This window comes from Actinotignum sp. usb-actsch-213, assembly GCF_059085665.1.
In genome coordinates this window covers 41,883-54,085 of sequence record NZ_JBHNSQ010000049.1, presented here as the reverse complement: position 1 = coordinate 54,085, position 12,203 = coordinate 41,883, and the positions used below count along the sequence as shown (strand labels likewise).

The 12,203-nt window shown below is 61.8% G+C and carries 12 protein-coding genes; 6 read left to right on the top strand and 6 right to left on the bottom strand.

What is annotated here, in order from left to right:
- Positions 1 to 465 precede the first annotated feature (465 nt).
- Complete coding sequence (mca, locus tag AC5RK6_RS05805) at positions 466 to 1,368, top strand: mycothiol conjugate amidase Mca (RefSeq protein WP_284891049.1); 903 nt, start codon at positions 466 to 468, stop codon at positions 1,366 to 1,368.
- Here the strand turns inward: mca and AC5RK6_RS05800 are convergent, their stop codons facing one another.
- On the bottom strand, positions 1,369 to 2,403 hold the full coding sequence (locus AC5RK6_RS05800; RefSeq protein WP_284891048.1) for a PPK2 family polyphosphate kinase: 1,035 nt from the start codon (positions 2,401 to 2,403) through the stop codon (positions 1,369 to 1,371). It abuts the gene before it with no gap.
- 158 nt (positions 2,404 to 2,561) lie between these two features.
- The gene (trhA, locus tag AC5RK6_RS05795; protein ID WP_284891047.1) at positions 2,562 to 3,347 is read right to left on the bottom strand and encodes a PAQR family membrane homeostasis protein TrhA; all 786 of its coding nucleotides are present in this window, start codon (positions 3,345 to 3,347) and stop codon (positions 2,562 to 2,564) included.
- A gap of 312 nt (positions 3,348 to 3,659) precedes the next feature.
- Here trhA and AC5RK6_RS05790 point away from each other — a divergent pair, with 312 nt between their 5' ends.
- Entirely contained in the window at positions 3,660 to 4,415 is a 756-nt protein-coding gene (locus tag AC5RK6_RS05790; RefSeq protein ID WP_274734778.1) for an isoprenyl transferase, read from the top strand.
- A 60-nt stretch (positions 4,416 to 4,475) separates the two neighbouring features.
- Here AC5RK6_RS05790 and AC5RK6_RS05785 read toward each other — a convergent pair whose 3' ends face one another.
- Genes AC5RK6_RS05785 through AC5RK6_RS05770 form a run of 4 tightly spaced genes read right to left on the bottom strand, consistent with a single transcriptional unit; the run spans position 4,476 to position 8,789 of the window.
- The gene (locus AC5RK6_RS05785) at positions 4,476 to 5,480 is read right to left on the bottom strand and encodes a carbohydrate kinase family protein (protein ID WP_284891046.1); all 1,005 of its coding nucleotides are present in this window, start codon (positions 5,478 to 5,480) and stop codon (positions 4,476 to 4,478) included.
- Entirely contained in the window at positions 5,477 to 6,247 is a 771-nt protein-coding gene (locus tag AC5RK6_RS05780; RefSeq protein ID WP_284891045.1) for an exodeoxyribonuclease VII small subunit, read from the bottom strand. The genes AC5RK6_RS05785 and AC5RK6_RS05780 overlap by 4 nt, the downstream gene beginning before the upstream one ends.
- Entirely contained in the window at positions 6,237 to 7,490 is a 1,254-nt protein-coding gene (gene xseA / locus AC5RK6_RS05775; protein ID WP_284891044.1) for an exodeoxyribonuclease VII large subunit, read from the bottom strand. The genes AC5RK6_RS05780 and xseA overlap by 11 nt, the downstream gene beginning before the upstream one ends.
- A 33-nt stretch (positions 7,491 to 7,523) precedes the next feature.
- A complete protein-coding gene (locus AC5RK6_RS05770; RefSeq protein WP_284891043.1) occupies positions 7,524 to 8,789 on the bottom strand; it encodes a DNA recombination protein RmuC in 1,266 nt (421 codons plus the stop codon).
- Positions 8,790 to 8,983: 194 nt separating this feature from the next.
- Between AC5RK6_RS05770 and AC5RK6_RS05765 the strand changes: the two genes are divergently transcribed.
- The 4 genes from AC5RK6_RS05765 to AC5RK6_RS05750 all read left to right on the top strand — a co-directional run bounded on the left by AC5RK6_RS05765 (position 8,984) and on the right by AC5RK6_RS05750 (position 12,201).
- Entirely contained in the window at positions 8,984 to 9,793 is an 810-nt protein-coding gene (locus AC5RK6_RS05765) for an SDR family oxidoreductase (RefSeq protein WP_284891042.1), read from the top strand.
- 84 nt (positions 9,794 to 9,877) lie between these two features.
- A complete protein-coding gene (ychF, locus tag AC5RK6_RS05760) occupies positions 9,878 to 10,957 on the top strand; it encodes a redox-regulated ATPase YchF (RefSeq protein WP_284891041.1) in 1,080 nt (359 codons plus the stop codon).
- A 19-nt stretch (positions 10,958 to 10,976) separates the two neighbouring features.
- Positions 10,977 to 11,519 (top strand): GNAT family N-acetyltransferase, encoded by a 543-nt coding sequence (locus tag AC5RK6_RS05755; protein WP_087070465.1) that lies wholly within the window; start codon positions 10,977 to 10,979, stop codon positions 11,517 to 11,519.
- A 52-nt stretch (positions 11,520 to 11,571) separates the two neighbouring features.
- On the top strand, positions 11,572 to 12,201 hold the full coding sequence (locus AC5RK6_RS05750; RefSeq protein WP_087070466.1) for a GNAT family N-acetyltransferase: 630 nt from the start codon (positions 11,572 to 11,574) through the stop codon (positions 12,199 to 12,201).
- Positions 12,202 to 12,203 lie beyond the last annotated feature (2 nt).

Genomic DNA, 12,203 nt, shown 5'->3' with positions numbered 1-12,203 from the left:
CTCTTCTCTTTCTCGTCACGGGGTGGGTGCGAGATATGCACCTACCCGGTTGGTCATTCGGTTATGAGTCCGCGCTCGCGCGGCGCAGCTCGGCACGCCCTCGTGCGGCGATGCGGTTGCGGGGGCCCGAGCGCTGGGCGCGGGTGGGACGCCCCACTCGGATAAAAAAATTCATGCCCTGACAGGCATGTTTCTCCGGCTAAGCATACCAGCCTTCCGCGGCTTGCAACATTCCCGTGCGTATTCCAAGATTCCACCATGTCACGATCCCACGATTCCCTCCCGGCACCCAGCCGTGTTCCACTCCGTTACCACCCCGCGGCAGTGCCCGGAGCATCTTGGTAGAGTAGCGCGGTGAATCGGCCCGGTGGCAGCCGCGCCCATGAGCGCACGTCCACAGGCCCGTATCACTAGCACAAAACCCACGAGCTAAGCCCAAAAGCCAGCTGCGGAAGGAGAAGGATAATGGACGAACGCCGCCTCCTTAGCGTCCACGCCCACCCGGACGATGAATCATCAAAAGGCGCAGCTACGCTGGCTAAATACGCCCGCCTCGGCCGAGTCCGGGTGGTCACCTGCACGGGTGGCGAACGCGGAGATATCCTCAATCCTTTATTCGACGCCGCAGCTCTGGCCGGGCGCACCATGGCGCAGCTACGCCGGGAAGAAATGGCGGCAGCAGCCCGCATTCTCGGTATTGAGCACGTTTTCCTCGGCTTTGTGGATTCCGGACTTCCCGAGGGATACCCGGATGTTGAGCTGCCCGCCGATAGTTTCGCTCGGGCCGCGGATACGGATGTACACCGTGCCCTCGTGGCCCAAATCCGCGAATTCCGGCCCCAGGTGGTGACCACCTATGACGAAAACGGCGGCTATCCGCATCCCGATCATGTGCGCACCCATACCGCGACCCTCGCGGCGGTGCGGCTGGCGGGAGAGCCGTGCTGGCCGGAGCTGGGTGAGCCCTGGAAGGTCTCCAAACTTTATTACGACGCCAATCTTTCCTTCACCCGGCTGAGCGCTTTGCACGAAGCGATTCTCGCAGCCGGCCAGGTCAGCCCATTTACGGAGTGGCTCCAGGAGGCCGCGCAATTCCCGCGCCCGCGGCATGCCGCAAGCACCCGGGTCGGCGTCGTCGCATATTTCCCACTACGTGATGCGGCCATGCGTGCCCATGCTTCCCAAATCGACCCGAACGGGCTTTTCTTCGCTGCGCCGCGGGATCTGGAGGCGCAGGTGTGGCCGCACGAGGATTTCTACCTGGCGGCCTCCACCGTGGGTCCGGCCCCAACGGAGGGTGAAACGGACCTCTTCGCGCGGGTACCCGGACTGGAGAGCGAAGAGCAGGCGGCGGCGCGTTACCGTTAGTTACTGCCCGTTCCCCACCCGTTCCCCGGCATCTTTGCGGGCGTCTTGCGTGATGAGCTTTTCCACGCCGTTGCGGTAATCCTCGGATTCAGCGGCGACATCCTCAACCTCCGCACGGAGTTCTTCCACGGAGAGCTGCGCGGTGTGGCGGGGCATGGTGGCGAGCACCTGCGCGGCCTGGGTACGCGGATCCCAGCGGACCTCCGGCCAGCGCGGAGCCAGCCGGGCCAGCGCCTGGGCGAGGAGCTCGGTTACCGCGAGCCGCGCGAACCATTTACGATCTGCCGGCACCGCATACCACGGGGCATATTCCGTGGAGGTACGCTCGAACATCGCTTGGTAGGCATCCATATAGGCGGGCCACTGGGCGCGCGCGGCCACATCAGAAGGCGAATACTTCCAGTGTTTATCGCGGCGCGCCAGCCGGCGCAGCAGCCGGAAACCCTGTTCCTCATAGCCGATAAGCAGGGCCACCTTGACGAGCGTATATCCAGCATCCACGAGTTCACGTTCGAACTCATTGATTTTTTCGTACCGCTCCTCAATTTCCGCGGGAGTGGCCAGCTCATCTACCTTCCCGACCAGCACATCTTCATAATGCGAGCGATCAAAAACCCCGATCATCCCGGCCGGCGGTAGCGCACGCCGAATCCGCCACAGGAAATCGTGGGAGAGTTCCTCCGCGGTGGGTACCCCGAAAGACCGGAGATGCACGCCCTGCGGATCGACCATCCCGAGCACATGCCGGCAAATACCGCCTTTACCTGCGGTATCCATCCCCTGCACGATGAGCAGCACTCGCCGCTCGCCGCCCTGACGCGCTTCGGCATAGAGCCGTTCTTGCAGCTCCGCAAGGAGCTTCCCGCGCTCCTTCATGGCGGCTTTCCCGGCCTTTTTATTCCCGTGCCAGCCAGGTGTGGATCCGGTAGCAACGGAGGCGATCTGAAAACCAGCCCGGATTTGCAGCGCAATACCGGGTGCCGTGGTCCAGCTACTTTCCCGGTCTCGCGCCTTTGCGTTTTTCTTTGTGCTCATTTTCGCTCCTGTGCCTGAGAGGTTTCGTGTGGTGCTGCGCACCATTCTAGCGGGGGTACGACGTCGCCTGCGCCCCTGCGGGCCGCGGGGAGTAGGCGGGCGGCAGGCTTGGCTGGCCGTTGGTGCCGAGACGGCCGGCCCCACTGCGCTGCCCGGATTTATGAGGCGACAGCAAAGAGGGTAAGCCAGACCGCCACCGCGTGGCAGGCGTAACCCGCCACTGTTCCGGAATGGAAGAATTCGTGGAATCCCCAGGTGCGCGGCCAGGGATTGGGCCAGCGGAAAGCGTAGGCGAGCGCACCTACTGTGTAGCAGATCCCGCCGGCAATGATGAGCCAGACGATAGCCGGGCCACCGGCTTCCCACATATCGGGGAGGAACCAGATGGCCACCCACCCGAGCGCAATATAGAGGGGAACGTACAGCCAGCGCGGTGCCGCCGGCCAGAAATTGGAAAGCGCAATCCCGCCGAGCGCCCCGCTCCACACAATGGCCAGTACCAGCGCGGCGGTGCCGCCCGGTAGCAGGGCAAGGGAGAGCGGGGTGTAGGTTCCGGCGATGAGCAAGAAAATATTCGAGTGATCCAGGCGCCGCAAAATAGCGTGCACTTTCGGCCCCCACGAACCCAGGTGATATACCGCAGAGTGCCCGAATAGCACGACGGCGCTCAGCCCGAACACGATGACTCCGATGGTGAGGGCGGCAGTGGGCGCGAAAACTATTTGCACGATCATATTTGCCAGCGCGAGTGGGGCAATAATGGCGTGCTGCCAGCCGCGCAGAGCCGGTTTCGGGAGTACGGATGCGGGTAGCGAAGGTAAATTGTGCGCTGCCCGAGGCCGCCCTGCTGCGGTACGAGAGTTCCGGTCTTTCTTTTCGCCACGTGGTGGCTGAGAGAGGGTATCCGCGTGGCGTTCGCTAGTGGCGTGACAAGGACGGGTCATGGTGCTCCCCACGTGGTCGGTGAATACCTCGGGGATGTCCGAAGATCAACAAACGCGGCGGTGGGCAAGGCGGGAGGTGTGGCTCCGGTTCGCCGCACCGCTTTGAGTCGCTGGCGCAAGTGTACGCCCCTTCCCTGAATATTTTCCGGGTATCTTTTCCTGTTCCCCCAGGATGGGCGGGCTACAGTTAAACGGTTAGGCATCTGGTTGCGCGGCTCGGCTCCGGTTTTGACGGGGTGCGGCTCGAGTGCAGCCTTGCCGGGCGCGGCTCGTGCCACAGTGGCTAGAACGAGGGAGGGGAACAGCGTGGGAATGTCATCATGGCTCTACGCAGCCTATGAGCGCCGCTTGGTGCGTGAGCTTTCCGGGAAGCGTATGCCGCAGCATGTGGCAATTATGCTGGACGGAAACCGCCGTTGGGCGCGGGAACTGGGCGAATCTGCTACCTTCGGTCACCGGGCGGGGGCTGAGCGTATCGCTGAAGTCCTCGGTTGGTGTGAAGACGCTGGTATTGAGGTGGTGACCCTGTGGTTGCTCTCCACGGATAATCTTTCCCGGGCAGCCGAAGAAGTGGGTCCGCTACTGAGCATCATCTGTGAAACTGTCGAAAATCTGGCGCGCTCTAGCCGTTTCCGCCTGGTGGCGGTGGGGAATCTCGATCTTCTTAGTGAGGAATATGCCCAGCGCCTGCGTGCCGCGGCCGCGAGTACCGAAGCCTGTACCGGTTTACATGTGAATATTGCGGTGGGCTACGGCGGGCGTCAAGAAATTACCGACGCGGTGCGTTCCTACCTGCGCGACCAAGCAGCAGCCGGGCGTAGCCTCGCGGAGGTTGCCGAAGATTTTTCCCTCGCGGATATTACCGATCATCTTTATACCCGTGGCCAACCGGATCCTGACCTGGTGATTCGCACGAGCGGGGAGCAGCGCATGAGCGGTTTTATGCTCTGGCAGTCCGTGCACACCGAACTCTATTTCTGTGAAACCTACTGGCCGGATTTCCGGCGCGTGGATTTCTTGCGGGCCCTGCGTGACTATACGCAGCGTGATCGACGCCGCGGGCGCTAGGCCGGGCGCTACAAAATCAAGCTCTTATAACACCGTGGCGCCTATGCCCGTTGAAGCGCGCTAAATTAGACCTTCGCGGCTCTGGTATTCGAAGAAGCCTTCGCTGAGTTCATTGCGGGTGAGCGGTTCCCAGCCTGCATGTGCGGTCATGAGGCTGCGCGCGGTGGTGGCGAAAGCACCCACGGTGTACAGGTGGGACATGGACATGGTGGCGAGTCCGGGGCTGGCTTCCCGCCCGAGCAGACTCACCCGGTCCAGGGTATCGATGGTGGTGGCTATAAAAGCGCTCCGAGCTCCCGCAACATCCACAAAGGGGCGCGGGAGGGAAGCTACGTGGAGGCGGTCACCCGAGGCGGTGATCATGAGCGCGGCACCGTCCTCAAGAAGAATAGCTACGAGCCGCGGCCCGAAACTGAACCAGTGTTCGGCCACCGCGGCGAACTCATTTTCGGGGCCGCTGATACCGTAGAGAAGCCGGATGTCTTTTGAGGTTGCGACGACGACGTCACTCAGCTGCAAGAAACTTTCGGCTTGGATACGGACCCGATCCAGGTTGCGGGCCCGGGGGTGGCGCAGTGCCGGCGAGTAGATGATGGTGGAGGTGGATCGGCACACCCGCAGCCATTCGCGGACGGTGTGGGCTGCGGGCATGGCATGGCAGGCGTCTCCACCGAAAGTAGTGGCCGAGGGGCTGAAGAGATCAAAATCTAGTTTGCGGGCGCCACGTTCCGGAGCCGGCAAAATATCCCAGCTTTCTTCCGGATCCCCGTGTCCCTCCCCGTAATGAGCTTCGGTGAAAGCAGCCGGGGGTGGGGTGGTCAAGCCGGAGGTGAGAGCGGCGCTGGCCGGAGGTGAAGCGGGGCGCAAGAGGAGCTCCACGCCGTGCTCGGCGGCGTAATCACGCACGACCTGCGGATCGGAGGCTTCGGAGATATCGGTGACCATCCGCACTTCGCGCGCCAGGTGGGCTAGATTAACCGCCACCTTGAACATGGTACCGGCACGAAAAGGGGTTTCCTGTTCGCGCTGGTTGGCGATGGCATCGCCAATGACAAGAACTGTCATGCGAAATCCTCGGGGTGGCGGGTGAGTGGGGTGGTATCAAGACCCGTTCCGTCCGCGAATTCTTCCGGGTCGAAATCGTCATCATCGCCGGCCGGCGGGTTCGCAACGGAAGGCTGCTGGGGAGCGGTGGCGCCATCGGGTGCGCCGGCGGGAGCTACCGCACCGCGTTGGGTAGCGGGGGCTGATGCGGCCTCGGGTACGGGTTGAGGAGCTGCCTGAATAGCCGGTACATCTTCGGCGCGTACTTCGCGCACCGCTTCCCGTAGGGCAGCCACCCGGTCTTCTTTAGATGCCTGCGGTGGGATAGCGGGCGCGGGTGCCTGATAGCCGCCTGCTTGTACCGCGGCCGACGGGGCTTGATGAGTGGGAGCGGTAGGCAGAGCAGGGGTTCCTGTGCTTCTTGCCGGCCCCGCGGCCTGGGCTGGAGCGGTAACCGAGCTAGTCGAGTCGGAGAGATCCGCGAGGCTTTCGCCGCGTTCGGCTGCATCAATACGGGCCGCAGCGCCATCAAGCCAGCTCTGGCAGTGGCGGGCCAGAGATTCCCCTACCTCCCACAGTCGCAGGGATTCTTCGAGAGGAATGGAGCCCTGCTCCAGGCGGGAAACAATATCGACAAGTCGGGCCCGGGCTTCTTCGTAGTTGAGGGTAGCCACGCGCGCCTCAATATCTTCGCGCGGGCGGGGTACGGATGCGCCTGATGCGTGGGGTGAGTCTGGCGCTGGTGCCGGGGGTGCGAATCCCTCAGGAGTGGTTCCCTTAGCTACCATGCGCGCTCCCTTTCACTTCGAGATGGAGGGCCCCGGCGGCCAAAATGGCACGCAGGTGTTCTCCGATTTGGACGTCGTTTTCTTGTGAGACTACTCTGTTGTCCCCGCTTAGGATAACCGAATACCCGCGTTGCAGTGTTGCCTGGGGTGAGAGGGCCCGCAGCTGGGAAAGAAGTGAGGAGATATCTTGGGAGCTGGAAGCCATATCGCGCCGGATATGGGCCCGCAGCCAGGAGCGCAACGACTGGATATCCTGTTCGCGCACTTCCACCATAGTTCGGGGGCGGGCCAGGACGGGTCGGGCGCGTAATGCTTCGAGTTCTTTGGTGGCACGGTCGAGTCGATGGCGCATACCCTGGCGCAAGCGGCGCACGGCTGCCTGTACCCCTTCACGTTCAGCTTCCCGATCCGGAACGATGCGCTTGGCGGCATCCGTGGGCGTGGAAGCTCGTAGATCTGCCACGTAGTCACTGATGGGATTATCGCCTTCATGCCCGATAGCGGAGACCACCGGAGTGTGGGTAGCCGCAATAGCACGCACGAGGTGCTCATCGGAGAAGGGGAGGAGGTCTTCCACGGACCCGCCCCCGCGCGCTAGCACAATCACATCCACTCCCGGGTGGGCATCTAGCTCGCGCAGGGCCGGAATCATCTGGGCCACGGCATCCCGGCCCTGTACTGCTACTTCGCGCACCTCGAAACGTACCCCGGGCCAGCGCAGCGAGGCATTAATAATGACATCCTCTTTCGCTTTGGTATTGCGCCCCACGATAAGACCCACCGTGCGGGGTAGGAAGGGGAGGGGCTTTTTACGTTCCGGTGCAAACAGTCCTTCGGAAGCGAGTTTGGCTTTCAGAGCCTCCAAACGCGCGAGAATATCACCCACCCCAACGGGGCGGATTTCCTGTGCCCACAGGGATAGCGAGCCATTGCCGGTATAAAAATCGGGAACGGCCCACACCACCACCCGACTTCCGGAAGTGACGGTTGCGGGAAGTAGGTGGCTGAGTATTTTAACCGTCATAGAGACGTTTTCTTCCAAATCCCGCAAGGTGAGGAACTGGACTTTTGCTCCGGGGCGGCGCTGGAGGGTAATGACTTCGCCTTCCACCCATAACCGCGACATTTTCGCCACATATTCCCGGATTTTTACCGAGAGCAGGCGTAGCGGCCACGGGCGATCCGGTGTTGTCTGCGCAGCCCGTTGCGGCAGGGTTGCGGGTACCGGAGTTGTTGAAGCCATATCAGTTATCGTGCCATGTTTTGCCCCGCACTGCTACGGGACAATCCGTGTTTCGTGATCATCTTCGCCGTCGAGTGCTTCGCGCAGCCCAGCATCGTGGAAGCGTTTGACCTGACCTTCTTCCGCAGCAATGGTTGGTGGGGTAGAAAAATCGGCATCTAGGCTTTCCAGGCGGCGCGCGGTGACCAATACGCGCGAATCGAAAGAGGAGAGCGCGGAATTGTAGTTTTTGACCGCTGAGGTGAGAGAGTTCCCGAGCTTTTCCAAGTGGCCGGCCACCACCCGGAGCCGATCCGTCATTTCCCGCCCGAGCGTAATAATATGTCCGGCTTCTTCACTGATCTTGCTGGAGGCCCACAGTGTTGCCACGGTGCGCAGCAGCGCCAGGAGCGAGGCTGGGGAAGCGGGGACCACCCCGAGGGCCAAGGCATCTTCCAGGAGCGGGGGATCTTCCCGCAGCGCCTCCGCGAGCAGTGATTCTCCCGGAAGGAACATAATCGTGAGCCGAGGTGACCCTGGGAAAAGTGCGGGGTAATCCCTTTTAGCCAGCGCGTTTACGTGGGAACGCACCGCCTTGGCGTGCTGTTTGAGGAGATCGTGGCGCCGCGCGATTTCCTCCGCCGTGGTAGCCGGGGCGGCCTGTGCCTGGAGCATAGCGGTGAGGGGAACCTTGGCATCGAGAGGGAGATGTGCGCCGCCGGGCAAGTGGATAACCATATCCGGGCGCGCAAGCCCGGCACCGCTACCGTGCCCGCTGCCTGCACGTGAAGCAACCTGCTCGGAAAAATCAACGTGGGGGAGCATCCCGGCGGCTTCCACCACCCGGCGTAATTCCACTTCACCCCACATTCCTCGCGCCGAGGTGGAGCTCAGCGCCCCGCGCAGCGCCTGGGTGGCCCGCGCGAGATCTTCCTGGGTGCGGGCCGCCGCGGTGAGCTGGGTGCGGATTTCGGTGCGCTGTTCACCTTGGAGGACCTGCACATCACGGACCCGCTGCTCCATCACCGTGAGCTGTTGGGTAATAGGTGCCAGGGAACGCAAAATGTTGTTATCTGTTTTAGCCCTGGCGATGAGCCCGTTATTTTCCTCCTCTAAACGATCCGAGCGGGCCTGGGCGGCCGCCAAGTGCGCCCGCACCGCCCCGGCATCGCGCTGCGCCTCCTCTAGTTGGTGGCGCACCCGCGCTAGCTCCCGCGCCGAAACTGCGCCACCCAAGCGCACTCGCGCGCTCAAGAAACCCAAGGCGAAACACGCGCATCCCACCGCGATAAGAGCACCTATAACAATCGAGATATCCATAGCGGTATTCAAACACCCGCCTACGACAGAAAAATGGGAGGGAAGCGCGCTGGCGTCGTCGCCCCTTGTTCCACGTGACAGACTTTGATAGCTTTCAAGGTAGCGGAACACAGCACATCTCATCACAAAAAATTAGGGCTAACGTCACCGCTGGTGGTGCCGTGAAGAAGCGGCACCGGGAAGAAAGGAACACCATGTCTACTATCGTTGTGACCGGAATGGGCTCGGGTATCGGCGCTGCCTGCGGGAAGATCCTGGAAGAACGCGGGCATACGCCCGTCGGTGTTGATTTGCGCGGGGCGGAATTTGACGCGGATCTATCCAGCCCGGAGGGGATCGCGGATGCGGTCGCTCGGGTGGTGGAAAAGTACCCGCAGATTGACGGTGTGATCGCGAATGCGGGAACCCAGAGCAATTCACCTCTCGATCTCAAAGTGAATTTCTTCGGTGCGCGCGACACCGTCCGCGCTTTCCTTCCCTACCTGGAAAAAGCGGAAAACGGGCGCGCGGTAATTACTGCCTCCTGCGCCAGTTTGCAACCCAGCGATCCCAAGCTTGTACAGCTGCTTCTTGATGATCAGCGCGAAGAAGCTCTCGCTTACGGCAAGGAACTCGCCGCGCAGGGCCCGATGCAGGGCTACGCGAATTACGCGTGCTCCAAGCGCGCTATTGCCACGTGGGTGCGCCGCGCGGCCGTGAGCGAGGAATTCGCCGGGCGCGGCGTCGGGCTCAATGCGGTGGGCCCGGGGGTGGTTGCCACCCCCATGACGAAAGAACTCCTCTCTACCGAGGAAGGGCGCAAGCAGGCTTTCGGTGCGCTGCCCGCCCCGTACCACGGCGCTTCGGAAGCTCGCGATATTGCCGATGCGCTCGTCTTCTTCGTGACCGGACTCTCGCGGACCATCACGGGGCAGATCCTGTATATCGACGGCGGTGCGGACGCAATTTTGCGCGGCGAAGATATTTGGCACGCCCCGAAATCCATGGACGCGCCCGCGCAGTAGTGCAGCACCTCGGTAGCGCTCCGCGCCACTAGCGTACGTCCGGATAGCAGCCCGCCCTCCTTTCTCTTAGCTAGAATGGAGGGCGTGGCTTTAACAATTGGTATTGCAGGACTTCCCAACGTCGGAAAATCGACCCTTTTTAATGCGCTCACGCGCGCAACGGTGCTCGCGGCGAACTACCCCTTCGCGACGATTGAGCCGAATGTGGGTGTGGTGCCGCTCCCGGATGCGCGGCTGACTAAGCTCGCCGAAATTTTCGGATCTCAGAAAATCCTGCCGGCGACGGTCGATTTTGTGGACATCGCCGGAATCGTGCGCGGGGCATCCAAGGGGGAGGGCCTGGGCAACCAATTCCTCGCCAATATTCGCGAAGCGGATGCAATTTGCCTGGTCACCCGCGCTTTCGCCGACCCGGACGTCGTGCACGTGGAGGGCCGCGTGGACCCGAAAGATGATATCGAAACGGTCACCACCGAACTCATCCTCGCTGATATGCAAACTCTGGAGAAGGCTATCCCGCGCCTCGCCAAGGAAGTGACGGGGAAGAAAACCCCGAAGGAAACGCTCGATGCGGCGCAGCGGGCCTACGCGCTCCTTGAGGCGGGCGAAGTGCTCTCCAACCACGCCGCCGAATTTGACGCGGATATCCTGCGTTCCTTCCAACTCATGACCTCGAAGCCCTTCATCTACGTTTTTAATACCGACGACGACGGCCTCGCTGACACCGCCATGCAGCAGGAACTACGTGACTTTGTGAAACCTGCCCAAGCCATTTTCCTCGATGCCAAATTCGAAGCGGAACTGGTGGAACTCAGCGAAGAAGAAGCCCGGGAAATGCTGGAGGCCACCGGTCAAGAAGAATCCGGCCTGGACCAGCTGGCTCGGGTGGGCTTCGATACCCTCGGCCTGCAAACCTACCTCACGGCCGGCCCCAAAGAGGCCCGCGCCTGGACCATCCACAAGGGCGATACCGCCCCGCAGGCCGCCGGTGTCATCCATACCGATTTCCAGCGCGGCTTTATTAAAGCCGAGGTGGTGTCTTTCGATGACCTGGTGGAATACGGCTCTGTGGCCGCCGCTCGTGAACACGGGAAGCTGCGCCAAGAAGGCAAAGACTACGTGATGCAAGACGGCGACGTGGTCGAATTCCGTTTTAATGTATAGGTAGCTCTTGGTAACGAGCGTGGGAACGAAGGTTGATACTGTGCTGCGCGCGGTGCGTGAGGGCGACGCCGCAGCTATTGTGGCGGCCTTCGCCTCCCATCCCGATATGATCCGGCAGGGCAATATCACGGATATGGCCGGTGCTCGCCGCTATATCGCGCAGATCTTGGAAAATCCCGATTCGCAGCTGGCCTGGGTCATCGCCCGGGAAGATAGCGATGAACTCATCGGTATGGTTCGTATTCACGCGGATGGTGATGAGAAAAGCGGGTGGTTGTCCTACTGGTTGCACCGCGATTACTGGGGCCGTGGAATCATGTCTAGAGCGGCGGCAACCGTCGCGGATTGGGCGCTGTGCGAGCGCGGGCTGGAACGCTTGGAACTCGGACACCGGGTGAATAACCCGGCTTCGGGAGGGGTGGCCCGCGCGGCGGGATTCCTCAAGGAAGGAACCGAACGCGGGAAATTTCTGATTAATGGGTGGCGTATCGATGTTGATTTGTACGGAAGGTTGGCGAGCGATCCGCTGCCTCATTACCGCCCCGTTCCGTATCGTGGATAACCAGCTCAGAACCTCTTCCCCTAAAAGTGTTTTTCGTTACACTTAAAGAGTTATGGATATCACGACACCTGAAGAATTTTCGGTGACAACCACGCGGCTGCGATTGAGGCTGCACCGGCCCGATGATGCGCCGTGGCTGCATAGTATTTACAGCCGTGAAGATGTCACCAGATACCTCATGACCGATGCCTGGAATCCCGAACGGGCGGTCAACGAAGCTGCCCAGCGCGCCCAGGCGCGGGATTTGCGCGGCCCGCAGGCCGCGCTCGCCGTCGTCATCGAACTCGATGCGCAACCCATCGGGGACGTGCGCCTGTGGATGACCGATCCGCAGCACGGCGTCGCGGAGATTGCCACCGTGCTCCACCCGGATTTCCGCGGTCACGGCTACGCATCGGAGGCTATGCGGGCCATGATTCGCTACGCCTGCACCCGGTGCGGAGTGCATCGCGTTGCTGCACAAATGGATGCGCGGGATCGGGTCTGTGAGCTTATGCTCCAGCATGCGGGAATGCGTAAAGAAGCGCATATGCGCCAGGACTTCTGGCTCAAGGGGGAGTGGACCGACACCATCGTCTACGCGGTGCTCGCCAGTGATCTGCGTGAAGGTGGTGGCGATGCCGAAGCCGAAGCGGAGGGTGTTCGCACCGAGCTAAAAGGGGAGCACCCCACGTCCGATTGAAT

Coding starts and splice junctions, on each gene's coding strand:
- xseA (WP_284891044.1), bottom strand. CDS start 7,490: ATGGCTTCAACAACTCCGGTACCCGCAACCCTGCCGCAACGGGCTGCG.
- AC5RK6_RS05785 (WP_284891046.1), bottom strand. CDS start 5,480: ATGACAGTTCTTGTCATTGGCGATGCCATCGCCAACCAGCGCGAACAG.
- AC5RK6_RS05780 (WP_284891045.1), bottom strand. CDS start 6,247: ATGGTAGCTAAGGGAACCACTCCTGAGGGATTCGCACCCCCGGCACCA.
- trhA (WP_284891047.1), bottom strand. CDS start 3,347: ATGACCCGTCCTTGTCACGCCACTAGCGAACGCCACGCGGATACCCTC.
- AC5RK6_RS05750 (WP_087070466.1), top strand. CDS start 11,572: ATGGATATCACGACACCTGAAGAATTTTCGGTGACAACCACGCGGCTG.
- AC5RK6_RS05770 (WP_284891043.1), bottom strand. CDS start 8,789: ATGGATATCTCGATTGTTATAGGTGCTCTTATCGCGGTGGGATGCGCG.
- AC5RK6_RS05790 (WP_274734778.1), top strand. CDS start 3,660: ATGTCATCATGGCTCTACGCAGCCTATGAGCGCCGCTTGGTGCGTGAG.
- AC5RK6_RS05800 (WP_284891048.1), bottom strand. CDS start 2,403: ATGAGCACAAAGAAAAACGCAAAGGCGCGAGACCGGGAAAGTAGCTGG.
- mca (WP_284891049.1), top strand. CDS start 466: ATGGACGAACGCCGCCTCCTTAGCGTCCACGCCCACCCGGACGATGAA.
- AC5RK6_RS05765 (WP_284891042.1), top strand. CDS start 8,984: ATGTCTACTATCGTTGTGACCGGAATGGGCTCGGGTATCGGCGCTGCC.